We start from the raw sequence: 22,436 nt of genomic DNA, 5'->3' as shown, positions 1-22,436 counted from the left end.
AAAAAAAGAAGAGAGAGGTTTCCCTCTCTCTTCGTTAACTATTATAGAAAGCTTGTACCGTGTCCCATTGGCGATGTACCAAAGTAAGACGCTAAGCTTTGACCGATATCAGCGAACGTATCGCGACGGCCTAAAGAACCGGCTGGAACCTTCTGACCGTAAACAATCACAGGGATGTGTTCACGAGTATGGTCAGTACCTGGCCATGTCGGATCACAACCGTGGTCTGCCGTTAGGATAAGTACATCGTCTTCTTTCATCATATCGATGATTTCATTGATGCGACCATCGAAGTACTCAAGTGCCGCTGCGTAACCAGCAACATCACGGCGGTGGCCGTAAGCTGAGTCGAAATCAACGAAGTTAGTGAACACGATAGTGTTGTCGCCTGCTTCATTGATCGCTTCTTTGGTTGCTTCAAATAGCGCAGGGATACCTGTTGCTTTGGTTTTCTGAGTGATGCCACAACCCGCGTAGATATCAGAGATCTTACCGATTGAGTGAACGTTACCGCCCTTCTCATCAACCAACTTCTGAAGAATGGTGGCTGCAGGAGGCTCAACAGAAAGGTCACGACGGTTACCAGTACGTTCGAATTGACCTTTACCTGGGCCAATGAACGGACGAGCAATAACACGACCAATGTTGTAGTCTTCTAGCTCTTCACGAGCAATCTGACAAAGGTCTAATAGGTTTTGCAGGCCGAATGTCTCTTCGTGACAAGCGATCTGGAAAACAGAGTCCGCAGAAGTGTAGAAGATTGGCAGGCCAGTCTTCATGTGCTCTTCACCTAGGTTATCTAGGATTTCCGTGCCAGATGAGTGGCAGTTACCTAAGAAACCAGACAGGCCTGCACGCTCAAGGATGCGGTCAGTCAGCTCTTTTGGAAAGCTGTTCTCTTTGTCGGTGAAATAGCCCCAGTCAAACAATACTGGTACACCAGCGATTTCCCAGTGACCTGATGGCGTATCTTTACCAGAAGACAGTTCAGCAGCGTGACCGTAAGCGCCGATGATTTCAGCGTCTGCATCCATACCAGGAGCAAAACGACCTGTAGACTCTTTATGAGCCATTGCTAAGCCTAGCTTAGACAGGTTTGGTAGCGTCAGAGGACCTTTACGATCTGCATTGTCGGCAAGACCTTGGTCACAATGATCTGCGATGTGACCCATAGTGTCAGAACCTACATCACCGAATTTATCTGCATCCGCTGTTTCACCGATACCGAATGAATCTAAAACTAAAATAAATGCTCTTTTCATTTTCTTCACCAACTTATTGCTCTTTGCACCAGAACTCTGTTTATCGGCATACACGAGGTATGCCGATACCTGTTATTTACACGTCTTCAGAACGAATCTGACGGTAAACGTCTGGCGTTGCTGTATATTCTCCGCCCACAGTGATTGCATTTTGTAATGCTGTTGCAGCTTCTTGCCACTGTTGTTCGTTGCGAGCATGAATCATTGCTAATGGTTTATCTTCACTTGCTACTTCACCAAGACGAATGAAGTGATCAAAACCGACTGCGTAATCAATGCTGTCAGTTGCTACGCGGCGACCACCGCCCATACCAACTACAGCCATACCAATTGCACGAGTATCCATTGCTGATACTACACCGCTTTCTAGCGCGTACACTGGCTTAACAATTTCTGCTTTTTCTAGGTAGTTATCGTAGTTCGCTACGAAATCTGCTGGGCCACCAAGGCCCGCTACCATCTTACCAAAGCACTCTGCTGCTTTACCGTTATCCAGTACTGCCATCAGTTTTTCGCGCGCTTCGTCTGAATCTTTTGCAAGGTTACCCAACACCAGCATTTCAGCACACGATGCCATCGTAATTTCTAGCAAACGTGGGTTTCGGTATTCACCCGTTAAGAATTGAACCGCTTCACGAACCTCTACTGCGTTACCCGCTGAAGAAGCTAGAACTTGGTTCATGTCCGTTAGAATTGCTGTTGTTTTAGTACCTGCACCGTTTGCTACTGCAACGATAGATTTCGCTAGCTCTTCTGACGCTTCGTAAGTCGGCATGAAAGCGCCTGAACCTACTTTTACATCCATCACTAGAGAATCAAGGCCAGCGGCCAGTTTCTTAGATAGGATTGAAGCCGTAATTAGCGAGATGTTATCTACGGTTGCTGTGATATCACGAGTTGCGTAAACACGCTTGTCAGCAGGAGCTAGATCGCCTGTTTGACCGATGATAGCCACGCCAGCATCTTTCGTTACTTCACCGAACACTTCGTTGGTTGGTGTAATGTTGTAACCCGGGATAGATTCTAGCTTGTCTAGCGTACCGCCAGTGTGGCCTAAACCACGACCAGAGATCATTGGAACGAAACCACCACATGCTGCCACCATAGGGCCAAGCATCAGAGAAGTTACGTCACCAACACCACCAGTAGAGTGTTTATCAACGATTGGGCCATCAAAGTTCATGTGGCTCCAGTCAATCACCATACCTGAATCACGCATTGCACAAGTTAGTGCGATACGTTCTGGCATTGTCATTTCATTAAAAAAGATAGCCATTGCAAATGCTGCAATTTGGCCTTCAGAAACCGTGTTCTTAGCTACGCCTTGAATGAAGAAGTTAATTTCTTCTGTGGTCAGTACTTCGTTATCACGTTTTCTGCGAATAATTTCTTGAGGTAGATACATTAGTGCCTCCCAAACTCTAGTGAGTATGGTTTGTAGGGAAAGAGGTAATATGGAGTGACTTAACGTCACTCCATCAAACAGACTTATTATGTTCAATACTCTAAATATTTGGCGTTGCAGTTAGGCGACCAGTGAGTTCATTCCTATGAGCATAGAGGCTCTATGTGATTAGGAGGAACTTACGCAGTCAACAACGCTGCGGCGTCAAATATGACGAGTAAATTAGTATGCTGCTGGATCAGCAGTCTGGTCTGTCACTTCTAATGTATTAAGAAGGTTAGTTAGTAGGCTTGAAGCACCAAAACGGTAGTGCATGTTGTCTGCCCACTCAGCGCCTAGAAGCTCATCAGCCATTGCTAGGTATAGTGCTGCATCTTCAGCAGTACGTACGCCACCAGCAGGTTTGAAACCAACTGTTTTAGCAACGCCCATGTCACGGATAACTTCAAGCATCATGCGCGCGTATTCTGGAGTCGCGTTTACTGGCACTTTACCTGTTGAAGTTTTGATGAAGTCTGCACCTGCTTCGATACAGATTTGAGAAGCTTTCTTGATCAGAGCTTCTTCTTTCAATTCACCTGTTTCGATGATCACTTTAAGCGTGATGTCACCACAAGCTGCTTTACACTGTTTAACTAGCTCAAAGCCAACTTCTTCGTTGCCAGCAATAAGAGCACGGTATGGGAATACTACGTCAACTTCGTCTGCGCCGTACGCTACCGCTGCTTTTGTTTCTGCAACAGCAATTTCGATGTCGTCATTACCATGAGGGAAGTTAGTTACAGTCGCAATGCGTACTTCTGGAGTACCTTGCTCACGCAACGCTTTCTTAGCTGCTGGGATAAAGCGAGGGTAAATACAGATTGCAGCTGTGTTGCCTACTGCAGTCTTCGCGTCATGACAAAGCGCCACTACTTTCTCAGTAGTATCGTCATCATTTAGCGTAGTTAGGTCCATAAGTTTAAGTGCACGTAGAGCTGCTGCTTTTAAATCGCTCATTTCTATCTCCGATCAATATATTCAAATAGTTAACTACTTCGCCATCCATCCAGTATAGATGGATATTTTAGTAATGCTCAGTAGTCACAAATGAACGGACTTGGTTCCTTGAAGACTTGATAACTTTCGCTACCAATTGCAATCCTTGTCACCGCACAGTACCAGTTTGGTCTATGGCACAACAAATCAGTCATGTTGTGTCTAACATCTATAGCGTATCGCTAAGTTTGGCTTAATCCCAGAAGAATAACCTTTGGATGAATCCAAGCGGTCACTTTCTTGCCAACAGAGACATCCTATCCCTTTAGCTTATACATTATAGGTATCCATCAATAAATTGTAGTGCTCCTTAGAACGCAAACGGTTTGTATCTCAAAAAAACATTCTAGACCCATTATTGAATCCCAGCATCGCTCGTGCTCATACTAAAAATCACTAGGCCTAAAAACAAAAAAGCCCCGCAGCAATTTCTTGCTACGGGGCGATATTATTATGGCGTCTATATATCTAAATCTACTTGATTAGAAAGATAGGAAGAAGCCAGCAATTGTTGCTGCCATCAGGTTAGATAGAGTACCAGCAATAACCGCTTTAACACCCATACGAGCGATGTCGTGACGACGAGCTGGTGCAATACCACCTAGACCACCAAGAAGAATCGCAATTGAAGAAAGGTTTGCGAAACCACATAGTGCGAATGCGATGATAGCTTGAGTCTTCTCAGACATCACTTGACCAGTTGCTGCAACAACTTGAGCATTTTCACCAACGTATGGTACGAAGTTTAGGTATGCAACGAATTCGTTAACAACTGTCTTCTGACCAATGAAAGAACCAGCGATAGTTGCTTCTTCCCATGGAACACCAATGATGAATGCTAGCGGTGCGAAGATCCAACCTAGAAGAAGTTCTAGAGTTAGGTTTTCCATACCGAACCAACCACCGATGCCACCTAGGATACCGTTGATTAGAGCAATTAGACCGATGAATGCTAGTAGCATTGCACCAACGTTAAGAGCTAGTTGTAGACCAACTGATGCGCCACCTGCTGCTGCGTCGATAACGTTAGCTGGTTTGTCATCGCCACCGTCCATTTCGTCAGCGATGTTGTCGTCTGGCGTATCTGTTTCAGGCTTGATGATTTTAGCGAATAGTAGACCACCAGGTGCTGCCATGAATGACGCTGCAACTAGGTACTCTAGAGGTACACCCATAGATGCGTAACCTGCTAGTACACCACCAGCTACAGAAGCCAAACCACCACACATTACTGCGAATAGTTCAGAGTTAGTCATTTTAGGAACAAATGGACGAACAACTAGAGGTGCTTCTGTTTGACCAACGAAGATGTTTGCTGCTGCAGACATAGACTCGGCGCGAGAAGTACCTAGAGCTTTCTGAAGACCACCACCTAGAACTTTGATTACAATTTGCATTACACCAATGTAGTAAAGTACAGAGATAAGTGCAGAGAAGAAAATCAGAGTTGGTAGTACTTGGAAAGCAAAGATGAAACCGATACCGTCAACTGAGAAGTTAACTAGGCTGCCGAATAGGAAACCAGTACCGTCTTTACCGTAGTCGATCACGTTTGCTACACCAGCAGAGAAACCTGCAAGTAGATCACGACCCCAAGGGATGTAAAGTACGAATGCACCAAGTGCGAATTGGATAGCGAAAGCGCCACCCACTGTTCTTAGATTAATAGCTTTGCGGTTGTCAGATAGTAGTACTGCGATTGCGATCAGTGCAACCATTCCGACTAGGCTCATAAACAGGCTCATAGTTTATGACTTCCTTATTAGTTATTTATTGGCGTGTTACAAAATGGGGCTATAAAGCGGAGGCAATTATACTCATGCGACCACTAATAAAGTAATGCTGTCCTCACACTTTCGTACAAGATTCATGTACCATTCACACGCAAATGTGAGCCAAATCACAAGACCAGTGCAATTTACGCAAACGATAAACAAAAACCTTCGATTTTATTCACATATACCGAATGCGCGATGGCTATTTTGCCAAACTTGCGCTGCAATCGATTGCTTTGGCTCTTTTCTAAGCAAAAAAAGTTCATTTAAGATCGTAACTAAATATTTGGAATGATTAACATTTCCTTGATTTCCAGACATGGGCATGTCCGGAGCATCCGTTTCCAATACCAAGCATTCAAGGGGCAATTTTGCGATAGTTGTGCGTGTTTTTTGCGCTCTTGGGTAAGTTATCGTTCCACCGACGCCAATATAGAAACCGAGCTTGATCCACGCTAAAGCTTGCTGTTCACTCCCTGAAAAACCGTGAATCACCCCACCAAAAGTAAAATTATGCTGCTTTATTAACTCGATCAGTCGGTTGTAAGACTTCCGTTCATGGATGATTAAAGGCAACTCAAAGGTCTTAGCTAGCTCCATTTGCTGGACAAAAAAACGCTCTTGTTTTTCCCTTTCGACGCCCACAAAGAAGTCGAGTCCGCACTCACCTATCGCGACACATTGGCTGTTTTTTGAAGAGAGTAATTGGCGAAGTTCTTCAAATTGCACCTCATCCGCTTGCTCTAAAAAGTAAGGATGGAAGCCTAGCGCGTAATAAACATTCGGGTAGGATTGCGCAATTTTTTCAAGCTTACGCCAGTTATTTTCGCCTATAGAAGGGATGAGTATTTTCTCAACTTGGGCTTGTTTCGCTTCTTCAAGGTAGCGATCAATACTTTGATCAAGTGTAGTTCCCTGATCAATTACAATATGTTGCTCAAACGCCTCAAAATCCGCATGGCAATGAGTATCAAACAGCGGAAAGTCACTTATTTGCTGTGTCATATTTTCCATTCTCTGCTTTCTGGCCTTGAAGGTCACGACGATAAGGTACACAGCTACGCTTATTTTCAGGCGTTAAGCCAAGCTCTTCACACCACTTATCGTATTTCTTAATCCAAGTTTTTATCCAACCCAACATACTTGCCTTTAACCTCAGCTTTTGAACCTTAAATAAAACGCATTAAAAAACGCCTATTGCAGAACAATAGACGTTTTTGTTTAACTCGAATAGAGCGCGGAGTAATTAGTGCTCGCGCGTCGCTCGGAATTGAACGTCAGGGAAACGTTCAGAAGCTAGATTCAAGTTCACCAAAGTTGGTGCGATGTAAGACAGGTTGTCACCGCCATCTAGCGCAAGGTTAGATTGGTTCTTACGTTTGAATTCTTCTAGTTTCTTAGCGTCATCACATTCAACCCAACGAGCTGTTGCAACGTTAACACCTTCGTAGATAGCTTCTACGTTGTATTCCGCTTTCAAGCGCGCTACAACCACGTCGAACTGAAGTACACCAACTGCACCAACGATCAGGTCGTTGTTCTGCATAGGACGGAATACTTGTACCGCGCCCTCTTCTGAAAGCTGAACTAAGCCTTTTAGAAGCTGCTTCTGCTTCAGTGGATCACGTAGGCGAATACGACGGAATAGCTCAGGCGCGAAGTTAGGAATACCAGCGAACTTAAGGCTCTCACCTTGAGTGAAGGTATCACCAATCTGGATTGTGCCATGGTTATGCAGACCGATAATATCGCCCGCGTAAGCTTTTTCAGCACGTGCACGGTCACCCGCCATGAAGGTTACCGCATCAGAGATACTTACACTTTTACCTGTACGAACATGATTCATCTTCATACCTTGGTTGTAAGTACCCGATACGATACGCATGAATGCGATACGGTCACGGTGTTTAGGGTCCATGTTTGCTTGGATCTTAAAGACGAAACCAGAGAACTTCTCTTCTGTCGCTTCAACATCACGCTCGTTCGCTTGACGCGTTTGAGGAGCAGGTGCCCATTTCGTTAGACCATCAAGCATGTGGTCAACACCGAAGTTACCTAATGCGGTACCGAAGTAAACCGGCGTTAGCTCACCAGCAAGGAACAGGTCGTGGTCAAACTCAGGACAAGCACCAATAACAAGCTCTAGCTCTTCACGTACGCTTTCCGCTAGATCAGCACCTACCGCTTGATCTAGATCAGGGTTATCTAAACCTTTGATGATGCGAACTTCTTGGATCTCGTGGCCGTGGCCAGATTCGTACAAGATCGTTTCATCACGGTGAATATGGTAAACACCTTTAAACTCTTTACCACAACCAATTGGCCATGAGATAGGAGCACAAGCCATACCTAGCTCGCTCTCAACTTCATCAAGCACTTCCATTGGGTCACGAACGTCACGGTCAAGTTTGTTCATAAACGTTACGATTGGTGTATCACGCAGACGTGTTACTTCCATTAGTTTACGAGTACGATCCTCGACACCTTTCGCAGCATCGATAACCATCAAACAAGAGTCAACCGCTGTTAGCGTACGGTACGTATCTTCCGAGAAATCTTCGTGTCCTGGAGTATCTAGTAGGTTTACTAGGCAATCATTGTATGGGAATTGCATTACCGACGTAGTTACCGAGATACCACGTTCTTTTTCCATCTCCATCCAGTCAGATTTAGCGTGCTGGTTAGAGCCACGGCCTTTTACGGTACCCGCTTTTTGAATCGCGTTTCCAAATAAAAGAACTTTTTCAGTAATCGTGGTTTTACCCGCATCCGGGTGAGAGATAATCGCAAACGTTCTACGTTTGCTCACTTCTTGTTGGAAAGACATAGTCGCCCTTTGCTGATCTAAAGCGTAAAAAGGGCAAGTAGATAATACTTGCCCTTGAATTCTGTGTGCGGATTATACAGAAAGCTTGTCACTTTCTAAAGGGTCAGTTTACACCCTATTTTTCGCGTATTCTCTGCTTAGCTAAAAGACATAAAAAGATAGCTCATAATAATGGCGTCTTCGTTGCCTTGCTTGGTTGGATAATAGTTACGACGGCGATCAACTTCATTAAAACCGGCCTTTTCGTAAAGATTAAACGCATTCACATTACTTTCGCGAACTTCTAGCCAAGCGCTTTCCGCGTCAGCTTGTTCGCACATACCAAGGAAATGTTCAGTCAACGCTTTACCATACCCTTTGCCTTGCTGGCTTGGGTCTACCGCTATATTAAGTAACGTGACTTCACCAACAATGTTTTGCGCGAAGAAGTACCCGACCACTTGCCCATCGACTTCAAGAACATGATGACAAGCGCCTCGACTCTCAAGATCTCGAATCATGGTTTCAGACCATGGATGAGAATGCGCGGCCTGCTCTATCTTCCAAATGGCATCTAGGTGTTGTTGTGAAGTCGGTAAAAATTGATTAGTCATAAGCACAAATTTGTTGCCATAAGTCTCGGCGGTGTTGGTTGTTACCGTTAATGTCAGACAGTAATGGCGATTGAAGTGTTTTAGCCTTCAGCTCTTGAGGCGACTCGCAACCAGCAAACCATACCCACTCAACCGAACCTAAATCCACAGTAGACAAGTGTTGCGGTTGAAGGTGTAAAGCTTGAGATAAGTCGAGCTTGATACTTTTGAGTACTCGTTCAAACATCACGGCGAGATCTTCCTGAGGCTTTTCAGGCGAAACCAACAGTAGCTTGCAGTCATTTGAGAGTGGCATCAATTCAGATTCATAACCCGCTAAACGCTCTGGGTGGCTAAGCTCCCATTGGCTAATGCCCATCTCTTGCAGGTATTGTGCGTGTGTTTGTGACATATCTAGCGGTGTAACCTTAGGTTTATAGTGGGCGATTTATTAGAGCGAAGTTAAAAACGAGCTCATCAGAGTTGGGCTGATACTAACAAAAAATAAAGGAGCATCAAGCTCCTTTATTTAGACTAAATCAGTTTGCATCATATTGCGTGGGAAATGGGCTTATAAGTCATTGAACTCAGGACTGTAAGCAATCTCACCAGAATGCCCAGCAAGCGCACCTTCAACTAACTCGATAGCTTGAAAGGCCCCCTCTGGCACATTCCAAGTGCAGCTCAAACCAAACTCACTCGCAGCCTTGAAACCAAAGCGGCCGTAATAGGCAGGATCACCAAGCACAACACAGGCTGGGTAATCAAAATCAACCAAAGTAGAGAAAGCATCTTCAACCAGTGATTTAGCAATGCCTTGGTTGCGGAACTCTTCTTTCACAGCAAGCGGTGCAAGCCCCTGCCAATTGTGATCGTCACCTTTAAGCGTGATAGGGCTAAACATCAGGTGACCAACCACCTCGCCTTCGTCAGAACAAGCCACCAGCGATAGCGTTAAATGACTATTCTCACGCAGGCTCATAACCAAATTAGCTTCTGCATCTGTTTCAAAAACAGATTTCAATAAACGATCAATGACAAGTATATCTGCCGGTGCTTCAGTTCGAATAAGCATTCATTACCTCACTTTGTGTATCTGGGGATTGTACTCCCTTCTGCACAAAATCAGCTAATTGATTTAACAAAGTTTTCATAGGAGTCGGCAATAAGTCCAAATCTACGCTATCCATCAAGTTTTTGACTTCTAAACCAAGCTCGGTATCGCCTTCAATAGACAGTCTACGTTGGAAGAAAAGCGTATCTGGATCTTCTTTACGCCCCGCAATCAACACAAGGTCATTAAGATTCCCGCTAAAGCTTACATCTTCAGCCACCTCTTTATCAGCTACAACTAGTTGCTCATTTTTGTAACTAATACACCAACTTAACCCCATATCTTTTATTGAGACTTTAAGCCACTTATCTTCTAAGAACTCAAAGTCACCGTCCTCTAAAGCTTCCTTAAAGACATTCTTAAGCGCCTCCAACAAGGCTCTTTTTTGTACTGTTTTAGGCAATAACTGGACTGGAGATCGCAAAATTGATGCGGCATTTTGAACTAGTTGAGTGCGAATCTTGTTTATCACGTGACTTATCCGTAACTTTGTCAATAATATGGAATGCATCATAGATGATGTTAAGATCTCAGTTACTGTTATGTATCAAATTAACTTCTGTTTGATGCTCGACCTTTAATATCCTGAAAATCACAGTTATAGTAACTCAGGTAATGAGAATTACAGCGGATCGCTGCACTCACAGGTAAATATCGATAGCCACACAAAAAGTAATAAATATTTATCGATAGTGAATATTCAAGCTCTTGGAGAATTGGTAGTACTTTGATGCCTCCCCAGCAACTACAACATTGGTTTACCCAGCTAACTGCAAATAGTCCGTTCTTTTTTGCAGTACTTGATGCTCAACATAACTATTTTATGGTGAATGAGCGTTACTGCGATATTGCTGGTTTGAGTCAAACAGAGCTTGCAGGCATGAATGACCGCCAAACATTGGGCGAACAATTTTACCAACATCTTAAGCCTTACTATGAGCGTGCATTCAGTGGCGAAACGATTGAGGCCGAAGTCACCCTTAACGAAACTGACCTCGATACCAGCCTTCATTTCAGCCTATCTCCGCTTACCAATGGCAAAAAAACCGACTACATCGTCTTTCACGCCTTCGACACATCAGAAAACCAAGTACTTGTCCGTTCTTTAGAAGAATCCGAAGCTAAATTCCACAAGCTATCTCAACTACTCCCAGACGGATTACTGCTCGTTGAAAGTGACTACATCTTGTCATCCAACCCAGCAGCAGCTCGCTTGCTTGGCTTTAACTCAACCACAGAGTTAATTGGCGAAGAATTGGGACGCCTATTTATCGATGAACAAACCAAAACAGTTTTCAATAATAACCTCACTTCTATTATTTCTGAGTCTGGTTTGGTTTGCTTAACGGGTGCCCGATGCGGCTTTGAACGTAAGGTTCAGCTCAACATCGACTCCACCACTGTTCTTGGAAGTAATACTCAGTTGGTGCTTATCCAAGACGCACAAGAAACCGCAAAACAATATACACCGGCAAACAGTGAAGATGCCTACATCGACGCACTGACTAAGCTCTATAACCGAGTTGGGTTTACAAAGCGTCTTGAGCAGTTCATTCACAACGATACGCCAGTGGTGATGCTCTACTTAGACATTGATAACTTTAAGAATATCAATGATTCACTTGGTCATCACATCGGTGACAAGGTGATTAAAGAGGTCGCTTCACGCCTTAAACGCTTACTGCCCCGTAAGGCTGTGATTGGGCATTTAGGCGGGGATGAGTTTGGTATTATCCTGCCAGAACCTGAACATCAGCGAACACCTGAAATGCTCGCTGAAAAGATCATCTCCCTGATCAATCAACCCTTCGATCTTCACCACTTCAGTAAACGCTTGGCCTGCTCGATTGGTAGCGTGAACTTCCCTCAAGATGGTACTGATGCTCGTATCTTGTTGCAAAATGCAGACACAGCAATGTATGAAGCGAAAGATCGTGGTCGCAACCGCTTGATCAAGTTCAACGAACAGATGAACAAAGAAGCGCGTATGCGACTGTGGCTGGAGATTGAGCTTCAGAAAGCGCTGCAACAAAATGGACTCGAGGTTTGGTACCAACCAAAAGTAAATGCCCGTGATTTCACCATCAACGGAGCAGAAGCTCTAGTTCGTTGGAAACACCCTGTCGAAGGCTACATCAGCCCTGCTGCTTTCATCCCAGTTGCAGAACGTGCAGGTCTTATCGAGCAGCTTGGTCGTGTGGTGATGCGTGAAGTATTCGCAACAGTTAAACGCTGGAAGATGCAGGGGATCCTACCTGGCCGTGTGGCAATCAACCTTTCTCCTGAACAGTTTGGGAACCCGAAACTGATTGATTACATGGAAAAACTGCTGCGTTCGACAGAACTAGACCCAAGTGCGATTACATTTGAGCTAACGGAAAGCGCGGTGATGAGTGATAGTGAACACACACTTCAAATGCTTAACGCCATCAAGAAACTTGGCTTTGCTCTCTCCATTGATGATTTCGGTACCGGCTACTCTTCACTGTCTTACCTTGCTCGCTTCCCAATTGATGAGCTTAAGATAGACCGTGCTTTCATCTCTGATATCGATACCCTACCAAAGCAAATCACCGTAATTGAAAACATCATCAACCTGGGTAAATCTCTCGATTTGACCGTGGTTGCAGAAGGTGTCGAAACCAGTGAGCAAGCGACTCTACTGTCTAACCTCAACTGTAGTTCGATTCAAGGCTTCCACTTCTACCGTCCGCAACCAAAACAAGATGTCGAAGAGTTGTTTGCCCAAAACCGCCGTCATAAGAACTAACTAACCGATTCAAGTACCTCATATTTAAACCAAGCCAACATGTAAAACGGTCACTCGTCAGTACCTCAAACGGAGTAAAAGCAGATTTATCCATCTAAACCTGCCTTACATCAATTCCGTCATTCACAATTCTTCATAAAATGCTCGCTTCAACTCAATTCTACTGGTAGTGAGCAAATGGAACTCTTATGCCCAGCGGGTAACTTACCTGCTTTGAAAACCGCTATTGATTGTGGTGCGGATGCTGTCTATATCGGATTCAAAGACGATACCAATGCCCGACACTTTGCAGGCCTAAACTTTGCGGGTAAAAAGCTCGATCGTGCTGTACAGTATGTGCATGACCACAACAAGAAAATTCATGTTGCCCTAAACACGTTTGCTCACCCAAATGGCTTCGACCGTTGGACCAATGCCGTAGACAACGCTGCTGCGCTAGGTGTCGATGCACTGATCATCGCAGACATCGCGGTGCTTGAGTACGCAGCAAACAAATATCCAGATCTAGAACTGCATCTATCGGTACAAGCATCAGCGACCAATGCCGCTGCTATCGACTTCTACCATAAAAACTTCAACGTTAAGCGTGTGGTACTGCCGCGTGTATTATCGATTCATCAGGTCAAACAGCTTTCTCGTAATATCACTTCTGACGTTGACCTTGAAGTATTCGCTTTTGGTAGCTTGTGTATCATGGCAGAAGGCCGTTGTTACCTCTCTTCATACATGACAGGCGAATCACCCAATACCGTTGGTGCTTGTTCTCCGGCGAAATACGTTCGCTGGCAAGAAACAGAAACAGGCCTCGAATCTCGATTGAACGAAATCCTTATCGATAAGTATGAAGCAGGTGAAAACGCAGGTTACCCAACGCTGTGTAAAGGCCGCTTTGAAGCAGAGATCGACGGTGAACGTAAGCGCTATCACGCACTTGAAGAACCAACCAGCCTAAACACGCTATCAATGCTGCCAGAGCTTTTCGCAGCCAATGTTGCTTCAGTGAAGATTGAAGGTCGTCAGCGTAGCCCAGCTTATGTAGAACAAGTAACTCGTACGTGGCGCGCAGCCATCGACCGCTACTTAGCAAATCCTGAACAATACCAAGTAGAACAAGCTTGGAATGCGACACTGGCGAATGTATCGGAAGGTACACAAACCACGCTTGGCGCTTATCATCGTAAATGGCAATAGAGCCAAATGGAGAACTCAATGAAATACGCATTAGGCCCTCTACTTTATTTTTGGCCAAAACAAGACGTTGAAAGCTTCTATGAGCAAGCGAAATCAAGCTCTGCTGATATCATATATCTCGGTGAAGCCGTGTGTTCAAAGCGTCGTGAGATGAAAGCAAAACACTGGATGGACATCGCTAAAGAGCTGTCTGCTTCAGGTAAGCAAGTGGTACTGTCGACCATGGCGTTGCTCGAAGCGTCAAGTGAAGTCAACATCATGAAGAAGTACATCGATAACGGTGACTTCGCGATTGAAGCAAACGACGTGTCTGCAATTCAACTGGCCAGCGAAAGCAAAATCCCTTTCGTGGTTGGTCCTGCGGTGAACACCTACAACGCACGCACGCTGAACTTGTTCTTGAAACAAGGTATGACGCGTTGGTGTATGCCGGTTGAACTTTCTCGCGAATGGCTAAGCAACATAATGACCCAGTGTGAAGAACTGAACATCCGTAATAAGTTCGAAGTAGAAGTGTTTAGCCACGGCTACCTGCCGCTTGCTTACTCAGCACGCTGCTTTACCGCTCGCGCAGAAAACAAAGCTAAAGACGATTGCGAAACCTGCTGTATCAAGTACCCAACAGGGCTACAAGTAGAAAGCCAAGAAGGCCAATCAGTATTCAACCTTAATGGTATCCAGACCCAATCGGGCTACTGCTACAACCTAGTCAATGATTTACCCAACATGCACGACCTGGTTGATGTGGTTCGCTTAAGCCCACTCGGCGTTGATACCTTCTCTGAAATTAATAACTTCAGAGCGAATGAACACGGTCAAAACCCGATGAAGATTGAAAGCCGCCAATGTAATGGTTACTGGCATCAGCTTGCCGGTTTAGACGTCAAAAACATCTAAATACTATTTTCAAAACGAAGCGATTTTCAAAACGAAAAAGGTCTAGCACATGCTAGACCTTTTTAGGTCGTCTCAAGAAAATCGACCTATGCCGTTGCGGTTTCCATCGGCGAGGCGTCGAGCTTCTTTACGTCTTTGTAGAGCATCACCATTACCACCGCGCTCAACGCGATATTAGACAGTGGATATGCAATCCAGATCCCCGGCACACCGTACAACTTAGGCATAATGTACAAGAAAGGTAACTGGATCAGCATATTGCCTATCGTTACAAACATCGCCTTGCTGCCCTTGTTTACCGCTTGGTAATAAGCGCCCGCTACCACTAAGAAACCATCAAGCGCCAATGCAAACATGTGTAGTCGAATACCTAATACTGTGTACTCAACTAACTGAGGTTCGTCCGAGTTAAAGACTGATACAAACTCACGTGGGAATGCGTTCAGAAGCAGCACGAACGCCACACCAATCAATACCGAACTCAGCATCGCAATCTTAAGTAACTTACGAATGTTCGCTTGGTTACGCGCACCATGGTTGTAGCTCACCAAAGGTTGCATGCCATTGGCGATACCTTCAGCCGTGAGATAATAAACCGTCACGATGTAGCCCAAAATCGCGTAAGCACCAATCATCAACTGGTCGCCATATTGGGAGAACAACGCATTGTGCAGCGCCACCATCATCGAACCATAAGCGTACATAAAGAAGCTTGATGTACCAATGGCGAAGATCTGTGGGATAACCGATAGCTTCAGTCGTAACTCATTCCAACGTAAGCGTAAATTTGCTCGACGTGAAAAGAAGTAAGCCAGACCTAAGCCCGTTACCACAAATTGTGCGATAGCTGTTGCTAGTGCCGCGCCCATCAACTCCCAACCATACAGAGCGATAAACAGGTAATCGAGTACGATATTAATCACAGCACCAACGATCATCAATATCGTCGCTAAATTAGGGCTGTCATCGTTACGCAGTAGAAACGGCATCGCGATCGAACCTAGCGTGAAGACACTAGCACCAATCAGAATGTGTAAGTACTGCAAGCCAAGTTCATACACTCGCCCTTCAGCGCCCTGCCAAAGCAAGAAGTTATCAGCAAACAAAAACAGCAATGCGGAGACAATAGGCGTTATCGCTAACAACAAGGTTAAGCCCGTTGCTAAGATCTGCTTAGCGCCTTGAGTATCTTTTTCACCTTGGCGAATCGAGACCAGTGCACCTGTACCCACGCCCACCAACATACCAATACCGAGAATCGAACCAATCACAGGCCACGCAACATTGATACCTGCAAGTCCATCAGCCCCCACATAGCGGCCAATGAAAATGCCATCCACCACTTGGTACAGGCCATTAACCAACATGGCTGCCACGGTAGGGATTGTGTATCGCCAAAACTGACGACTAATTGAGTTACTCATTTCTTACTCTACTTTCATTTGTGAGTCGCATATCAACAAGATATGACTCGAAAAATTAGTTAACAAGGCTAACTAAATATCTAAATTATTTACTTCAAAGCTTTATTTAATAATAGGTTTAGCTGCTGAGATTCTTGCTCAGACAAACGACTTTCCAGTATTTGTGCCATGACCTGATAGATCTTACTTTCTTCTTCTAAGCCGACTTCAGCTTTGCTGGTCAGTACAACCAACTTAGACCTCGCATCTTCGAGCGAAGCTTTACGCTCAACAAGCCCCTTTCTCTCTAGTCTCTGAACCATAGTGGTTGCTGAAGGCTTGGTCACCTGCATCTCAATCGCAAGATCAGTCAATCGGATCGGTTCAGGAGAGGATTGAATGACCTTCAAATAGTCATACTCGTTAAAGCTCAATTGGCAAATAGGATCTTCATTTACCTGAGTTCGCCATATCTTTGAAGCAAAACGCTCAATCTTTTCTAAATTCTGGTTTAGCATACTCACCCAATCAAAGAATAGCATTTAGTTAGTAAGGCTAACTATTTTAGTGTTGTTTAAATAAAAAGCAATCAAAACGAGATGAAGATCATAAAAAAGAGCATAAAAAAACCGCTGACAGGCAGCGGCTTCTCGGAGTCAAAATGTATTGCTTACTTAGCGCTGGCTTCTTCTTCAGCCTCAGCTAACTTAACTTGTGCTAAGTGCTCGGCTTTAAGCGTGGTGAAGATACGGCTTAGCTCTAAGAAAGAGTAGCGGTGCTCTACATATTCATACACGTTGAAAGAGACTGACAACTTGTACAAAGAGATCGCATTCGCGTAGTCACCATGCATATGGTAACGCTTAGCCAGGTAGAAGTACGTCTCTGTTAGACGCTGCGCTAGTAACGTGTTGTCACGAGTACCGGTTAAGATCGCCTTAAAAGCCTGCTCTTCTGTAATGTCATCAAGCATGATGGCAACTAGCACCCAGCCCCACTGCTCATCGCGACTCTCGTAACGTTTTTGTAAATCAAGCTTAGCTTGCTCTGGCGTTAGCTCATGCTGAATAATATACAACCAAAGAGCGCGAAACGGATCGCTAGGATCATCGGCGTAGTGCTTCATCATCTCTTCATTGGCTAAGTCGTAACGTTCGCCATAATAAAGCGCGATAGAACGGTTTCTTTCTGCGTAAGAGTTTGCAGGATCAAGCTCTAACGTAGAATCAAAAGATTCATAAGCCGCATCAAACTCCCCTACCTGCGTAAAGTAAACACCCAAAAGATTGAAGATATCAGGTTGAGCTGGGTTCAATGAAAGAGATTGGTTGAAGTCGAGACGCGCGAGATCACGCAGGCCAACACTATCGTAGTAGTTACCACGTTCAAACAGCATCTTAGCTCGAACTTCATCGTTCAAATCTGGGCGCTGTAATAACTGACTAAGACGTGCAATTTGAACTTCTTGCTGAACGCTTGGTTGCAGTGGCACAGCCATCGGTGGATAAACCCAACGTGAGGCGTTATCTGATGTTGTCGCACAACCTGTTAGTACAAGCAGTAAACACATACTCGCGGTTTGAAACCATTTCACAAATAATTACTCCTGTTATGACCGCAATAAAAAAGGGGAGCGATATGCTCCCCTTTATAACATGCTTTGTTGACGATAGGTTAGAAATCACTAAAAAGCGATATTACCATCGACACACTGAGAATTACTCAGCAGCAGGTGCTTCACCTTCAGCTGGCGTTTCAACTGCTTCTTTCATGCTTAGACGTACACGGCCTTGACGGTCAATTTCAAGAACCTTAACAGGAACTTCTTGACCTTCAGTTAGGTAGTCAGACACTTTCTCAACGCGCTTGTCAGCGATTTGAGAGATGTGTACTAGACCATCTTTACCTGGAAGGATAGTAACGAATGCACCGAAGTCAGCTAGACGAGCAACTTTACCTTGGTAAATGCGGCCAACTTCAACTTCAGCTGTGATCTCTTCGATACGACGGATAGCTTCTTTAGCAGCTGCGCCTTCAGTAGCAGCAATCTTAATTGTGCCATCGTCTTCGATTTCGATTGTAGTACCAGTTTCTTCACAAAGAGCACGGATAACTGCGCCGCCTTTACCGATAACATCTTTGATCTTATCAGAGCTGATTTTCATTGTGTGGATACGTGGAGCGAATTCAGAGATATCTTCACGAGCACCAGAGATAGCTTCATCCATTACAGAAAGGATGTGCTTACGTGCACCTTGCGCTTGGTTAAGTGCAATTTGCATGATCTCTTTAGTGATACCTTCGATCTTGATGTCCATTTGAAGTGCAGTGATACCAGCGTTAGTACCTGCTACTTTAAAGTCCATGTCACCTAGGTGATCTTCGTCGCCAAGGATGTCAGAAAGAACAACGAAATCGTCGCCTTCTTTAACAAGACCCATTGCGATACCCGCAACAGAAGCTTTGATTGGAACACCAGCATCCATAAGCGCTAGAGATGTACCACATACAGAAGCCATTGAAGAAGAACCGTTAGATTCTGTGATTTCCGATACAACACGAACTGTGTATGGGAATTCTTCAACAGAAGGCATTACTGCTTGGATACCACGTTTAGCAAGCTTACCGTGACCAATTTCACGACGCTTAGGAGAACCAACGAAACCAGTTTCACCTACACAGTATGGAGGGAAGTTGTAGTGTAGAAGGAAGTTGTCTTTCTTCTCACCCATTAGGCTATCGATGATTTGAGCATCACGTTGTGTGCCAAGCGTTGCAGTAACAAGTGCTTGAGTTTCACCACGAGTGAATAGAGAAGAACCGTGTGTACGTGGAAGAACACCAGTACGTACGTCTAGCGCACGAACCATGTCTTTTTCACGGCCATCGATACGTGGGTTGCCAGCGATGATGCGGCTACGTACTACGTTTTTCTCTAGAGAACCAAGCATGCCGCGGATTTCGCGCTCATCTAGGTTTTCGTCTTGTGCGATTAGAGCTTCAACAACGTCGTTCTTGATTGCGCCAACTTGCTCGTAACGAGCCATTTTTTCAGTGATCTGGTACGCGTCAGATAAACGTGTTTCAGCAAGTTCAGCAACTTGAGCTTTAAGCTCTGTGTTAACTGCTGGTGCTTCCCAGTTCCAAGATGGAGTTGCAACTTCAGCAGCAAACTCGTTGATTGCTTTGATTACAACTTGTTGTTGGTCGTGACCGTAAACAACAGCTGAAAGCATTTCTTCTTCAGATAGGTTATCTGCTTCAGATTCAACCATAAGTACTGCGCCTTCTGTACCAGACACAACTAGGTCTAGTTTAGAGTTTTCAAGCTCAGTATTTGATGGGTTAAGAACAAGTTCGCCGTCGATGTGACCAACACGTGCAGCACCGATAGGACCATTGAATGGAGCACCAGAGATAGCAAGTGCAGCAGACGTTGCGATCATAGTGATCATGTCTGGGTTTACGTCAGGGTTGATAGAAACAACCGTAGCGATAACTTGAACTTCGTTTTTAAACGCACTTGGGAAAAGTGGACGAATTGGACGGTCAATCAGACGAGCTGTTAGTGTTTCGCCTTCAGATGGACGACCTTCACGCTTGAAGAAACCACCAGGGATTTTACCCGCAGCGTATGTACGCTCTTGGTAGTTAACTGTTAGAGGGAAGAAGTCTTGACCTGCAACAGCTTCTTTCTTAGCAACAACAGAAACGAATACTGATGTATCATCCATAGTCGCCATTACAGCAGCGGTAGCTTGACGTGCAATTACGCCCGTTTCTAGAGTAACGGTGTGGTTACCGTACTGGAACGATTTTACAACTGGTTTTTCAAACATTGTATATCCTTAGCTCTAAAGTCAAACTTTAGATTAAGTGAATAATGACTCAAGATATTACCAATCGCGACTAGTGAAAAGGGACTTAGGATGGTGACTCTTTGTATGAGTTCATACGCCGAATTAAGACCAAATCCGCCTTTGAATAGTCGCGACCTATTGGCCGACATCTGTGACTGTAATCTCTTGAGAGGTTGATTGCCAAACGCTGAAAACGCTATAGGCGGGCGTAGTATAAACTATTTTTATTAGGAGATATATTTCCTATCAGAAAAAGCCAGATGATATTCTGAGCATCCGGCCTAGCATTTTCTTACAGGCACAAAAAAAGGAGCATAAATGCTCCTTTTCTTCAAACTGTCTTTGCAGACATCGCTATTAGCGACGTAGGCCTAGACGCTTGATTAGGTCTTGGTAACGAGCAAGGTTTTTGCCTTTCAAGTAATCAAGAAGCTTACGACGGCTAGAAACCATACGTAGTAGACCACGACGGCTGTGGTGATCGTGTTTGTGCGCTTTGAAGTGACCTTGTAGGTGGTTGATAGAAGCAGTAAGTAGTGCTACTTGTACTTCTGGTGAACCTGTGTCGCCTTCAGATTGTGCGTATTCTGCAACGATTGCTGCTTTAGTTTCTGCATTCAGAGACATAATTCTCTCCTGATAAGAGTAAGTTTATATTTGTAGCAGCCAATCTCTGATTCAGCCGCTACGCGAGCCGAGGATTATAGGGAAGTTTGTCAGTTGGTGCAATAACAATCGAACCCATTAAAAACGAAAAAAGCGAACCACCTAAATTAGGTGTTCGCTTTCTGTCTCATTTGCTCGAATTTCAAGACGAACCGCTAAGATCTAACTCGATTTAAGCGTTACGCTTGTGGCTCTTCATCTCTGAAAACAACCAAACGCTTCGGTGCAACTCGGCCATCTTCAGCAATCTGGGCTACGCCAACAAATAGCTTCTCTTCGCCACTTGTCATACGAACCGTACCTTCAGTTGGCGCACCAGCAACTTGAACTGGCATACCGTGCTGAACAAGGTCAGTCAGTTCCGCGTTCAGGTTTACTTCTGGTAAATCTTCAACGGCAGTGTCCATTGGCATCAGCAGAGGATCAAGCAGCTCTTTCGGTGCAATTTCTTGCGCCTGTGCTTGCTCTAGGATCTCGTTTAACTGCTCCAAAGTCACCATACGCTCGTATGGGTACTTTGCTACACCTGTACGACGAAGCATTGTCACGTGAGCACCACAACCGAGCATTTCACCAAGATCGTCGGTAATTGTACGGATGTATGTGCCTTTCGAACAATGCACTTCCATTTCAACTTCATCACCTTCAAAGCGAAGCAATTCAATAGAGTACACAGTGATTTTACGAGACTCACGAGGAACCTCGATACCTGCACGCGCGTATTCGTACAAAGGCTTACCTTGATACTTCAATGCCGAAAACATTGATGGTATCTGATCGGTTTCACCCTTGAAGCTCGCAATACAACGCTCAAGCTGTTCTTGAGTCACGTTAACATCACGCGTCTCTACCACTTCACCATCAGAGTCAGAGGTATTGGTACGCTCACCAAGCTTAGCAATAACAACGTAGCGCTTATCAGAATCTAGAAGAAACTGAGAAAACTTCGTTGCTTCACCAAGACAAATTGGCAGCATGCCAGTCGCAAGAGGATCCAGAGCACCGGTGTGCCCCGCCTTCTCTGCAAAGTAAATACGCTTTACTTTTTGCAGTGCATCATTAGACGAAATGCCAGTTGGCTTATCTAATAGAATTACCCCGTTGATAGGGCGACCTTTACGACGGCGAGCCATTACTCTTCGCCTTTAGACTGAGTTTCGTCAGTGCGGCCAGCTTCTTGTTGCTTACGCTTGTCGTCATTAAGAACTTCACTTACTAGGTTAGACATACGCATGCCTTCGACTAGTGTGTTGTCATAAGTAAAACGAACTTCAGGCGTTAGGCGGTGGCGAATACGCTTACCAAGAGCCATACGAACTGGCACTTCATGCTCTTTAAGAGCTTTAAGACATGATTCAGGTGTTTGCTCACCAACACATAGGAAAGTCACGAACACTTTTGCGTAAGCAAGGTCACGAGATACTTCTACGTCTGAGATAGTTACCATACCAATACGTGAGTCACGAACTTCACGTTGGAGGATAAGCGCAAGCTCTTTTTGAAGCTGCTGAGACACACGTTGTGTGCGGCTAAATTCTTTTGACATTTTCTTTTCTCACTTAGAAAGATGGGGGGCTTGGTAATTACCAGCCCCCCATGGTGTATTCAACAACCGATTACTTATTACCTTTATTAGTAATGTTAGTAACCTTAGTC

Annotated in this window: 21 protein-coding genes; 3 read left to right on the top strand and 18 right to left on the bottom strand. The window is 44.7% G+C overall.

Features of this window, described 5'->3' with window-relative positions:
* Nucleotides 1-41 precede the first annotated feature (41 nt).
* The 11 genes from CWO08_RS03125 to CWO08_RS03080 all read right to left on the bottom strand — a co-directional run bounded on the left by CWO08_RS03125 (nt 42) and on the right by CWO08_RS03080 (nt 10,507).
* Complete coding sequence (locus CWO08_RS03125) at nt 42-1,262, bottom strand: phosphopentomutase (protein WP_108019862.1); 1,221 nt, start codon at nt 1,260-1,262, stop codon at nt 42-44.
* Nucleotides 1,263-1,338: 76 nt separating this feature from the next.
* The gene (deoA, locus tag CWO08_RS03120) at nt 1,339-2,667 is read right to left on the bottom strand and encodes a thymidine phosphorylase (RefSeq protein ID WP_102433378.1); all 1,329 of its coding nucleotides are present in this window, start codon (nt 2,665-2,667) and stop codon (nt 1,339-1,341) included.
* A gap of 222 nt (nt 2,668-2,889) precedes the next feature.
* A complete protein-coding gene (gene deoC / locus CWO08_RS03115; protein ID WP_010436196.1) occupies nt 2,890-3,666 on the bottom strand; it encodes a deoxyribose-phosphate aldolase in 777 nt (258 codons plus the stop codon).
* A gap of 521 nt (nt 3,667-4,187) precedes the next feature.
* Nucleotides 4,188-5,450: a NupC/NupG family nucleoside CNT transporter gene (locus tag CWO08_RS03110; protein ID WP_060982613.1), complete on the bottom strand. Its 1,263-nt coding sequence runs from the start codon at nt 5,448-5,450 to the stop codon at nt 4,188-4,190.
* A 204-nt stretch (nt 5,451-5,654) separates the two neighbouring features.
* Nucleotides 5,655-6,485 (bottom strand): TatD family hydrolase, encoded by an 831-nt coding sequence (locus CWO08_RS03105; RefSeq protein ID WP_108019860.1) that lies wholly within the window; start codon nt 6,483-6,485, stop codon nt 5,655-5,657.
* A complete protein-coding gene (locus tag CWO08_RS23915; protein WP_157933150.1) occupies nt 6,466-6,621 on the bottom strand; it encodes a DUF5363 family protein in 156 nt (51 codons plus the stop codon). Before CWO08_RS23915 ends, CWO08_RS03105 begins: the two co-directional genes overlap by 20 nt.
* A gap of 105 nt (nt 6,622-6,726) precedes the next feature.
* Complete coding sequence (gene prfC / locus CWO08_RS03100) at nt 6,727-8,307, bottom strand: peptide chain release factor 3 (protein ID WP_108019857.1); 1,581 nt, start codon at nt 8,305-8,307, stop codon at nt 6,727-6,729.
* Between the two features lie 137 nt (nt 8,308-8,444).
* A complete protein-coding gene (rimI, locus tag CWO08_RS03095) occupies nt 8,445-8,900 on the bottom strand; it encodes a ribosomal protein S18-alanine N-acetyltransferase (protein WP_108019855.1) in 456 nt (151 codons plus the stop codon).
* Nucleotides 8,893-9,291: a DNA polymerase III subunit psi gene (locus tag CWO08_RS03090; RefSeq protein ID WP_108019853.1), complete on the bottom strand. Its 399-nt coding sequence runs from the start codon at nt 9,289-9,291 to the stop codon at nt 8,893-8,895. Before CWO08_RS03090 ends, rimI begins: the two co-directional genes overlap by 8 nt.
* A 159-nt stretch (nt 9,292-9,450) precedes the next feature.
* Nucleotides 9,451-9,954, bottom strand: a complete 504-nt coding sequence (locus CWO08_RS03085; protein WP_108019851.1) for a GNAT family N-acetyltransferase — start codon at nt 9,952-9,954, stop codon at nt 9,451-9,453.
* Nucleotides 9,938-10,507 (bottom strand): SCP2 domain-containing protein, encoded by a 570-nt coding sequence (locus CWO08_RS03080; RefSeq protein WP_086775327.1) that lies wholly within the window; start codon nt 10,505-10,507, stop codon nt 9,938-9,940. Before CWO08_RS03080 ends, CWO08_RS03085 begins: the two co-directional genes overlap by 17 nt.
* A gap of 216 nt (nt 10,508-10,723) precedes the next feature.
* Here CWO08_RS03080 and CWO08_RS03075 point away from each other — a divergent pair, with 216 nt between their 5' ends.
* The 3 genes from CWO08_RS03075 (at nt 10,724) to CWO08_RS03065 (ending at nt 14,851) form a co-directional block, all read left to right on the top strand.
* Complete coding sequence (locus CWO08_RS03075; RefSeq protein ID WP_108019849.1) at nt 10,724-12,763, top strand: bifunctional diguanylate cyclase/phosphodiesterase; 2,040 nt, start codon at nt 10,724-10,726, stop codon at nt 12,761-12,763.
* Nucleotides 12,764-12,940: 177 nt separating this feature from the next.
* Nucleotides 12,941-13,954 (top strand): peptidase U32 family protein, encoded by a 1,014-nt coding sequence (locus CWO08_RS03070; protein WP_017068227.1) that lies wholly within the window; start codon nt 12,941-12,943, stop codon nt 13,952-13,954.
* An 18-nt stretch (nt 13,955-13,972) separates the two neighbouring features.
* Nucleotides 13,973-14,851 (top strand): U32 family peptidase, encoded by an 879-nt coding sequence (locus CWO08_RS03065; protein ID WP_181360030.1) that lies wholly within the window; start codon nt 13,973-13,975, stop codon nt 14,849-14,851.
* Between the two features lie 86 nt (nt 14,852-14,937).
* Here CWO08_RS03065 and CWO08_RS03060 read toward each other — a convergent pair whose 3' ends face one another.
* The 7 genes from CWO08_RS03060 to rbfA all read right to left on the bottom strand — a co-directional run bounded on the left by CWO08_RS03060 (nt 14,938) and on the right by rbfA (nt 22,326).
* On the bottom strand, nt 14,938-16,275 hold the full coding sequence (locus CWO08_RS03060; protein ID WP_055319586.1) for an MATE family efflux transporter: 1,338 nt from the start codon (nt 16,273-16,275) through the stop codon (nt 14,938-14,940).
* Between the two features lie 89 nt (nt 16,276-16,364).
* Entirely contained in the window at nt 16,365-16,772 is a 408-nt protein-coding gene (locus tag CWO08_RS03055; protein ID WP_009847536.1) for a MarR family winged helix-turn-helix transcriptional regulator, read from the bottom strand.
* Nucleotides 16,773-16,924: 152 nt separating this feature from the next.
* On the bottom strand, nt 16,925-17,848 hold the full coding sequence (gene nlpI, locus CWO08_RS03050) for a lipoprotein NlpI (RefSeq protein ID WP_108019845.1): 924 nt from the start codon (nt 17,846-17,848) through the stop codon (nt 16,925-16,927).
* A gap of 124 nt (nt 17,849-17,972) precedes the next feature.
* Nucleotides 17,973-20,093: a polyribonucleotide nucleotidyltransferase gene (pnp, locus tag CWO08_RS03045; protein ID WP_019819855.1), complete on the bottom strand. Its 2,121-nt coding sequence runs from the start codon at nt 20,091-20,093 to the stop codon at nt 17,973-17,975.
* Nucleotides 20,094-20,471: 378 nt separating this feature from the next.
* Entirely contained in the window at nt 20,472-20,741 is a 270-nt protein-coding gene (rpsO, locus tag CWO08_RS03040) for a 30S ribosomal protein S15 (protein WP_010436144.1), read from the bottom strand.
* Between the two features lie 218 nt (nt 20,742-20,959).
* Entirely contained in the window at nt 20,960-21,913 is a 954-nt protein-coding gene (truB, locus tag CWO08_RS03035) for a tRNA pseudouridine(55) synthase TruB (RefSeq protein WP_017059233.1), read from the bottom strand.
* Nucleotides 21,913-22,326: a 30S ribosome-binding factor RbfA gene (gene rbfA / locus CWO08_RS03030; protein ID WP_108019843.1), complete on the bottom strand. Its 414-nt coding sequence runs from the start codon at nt 22,324-22,326 to the stop codon at nt 21,913-21,915. The genes truB and rbfA overlap by 1 nt, the downstream gene beginning before the upstream one ends.
* Between the last annotated feature and the right edge of the window lie 110 nt (nt 22,327-22,436).

Origin of the sequence: Vibrio sp. 10N.286.48.B8 (genome assembly GCF_003050085.1) — a bacterium.
Classification (GTDB): domain Bacteria; phylum Pseudomonadota; class Gammaproteobacteria; order Enterobacterales; family Vibrionaceae; genus Vibrio; species Vibrio crassostreae.
Note: the sequence above shows the minus strand (reverse complement) of the source record. Positions and strands in the feature narration are given on the sequence as shown.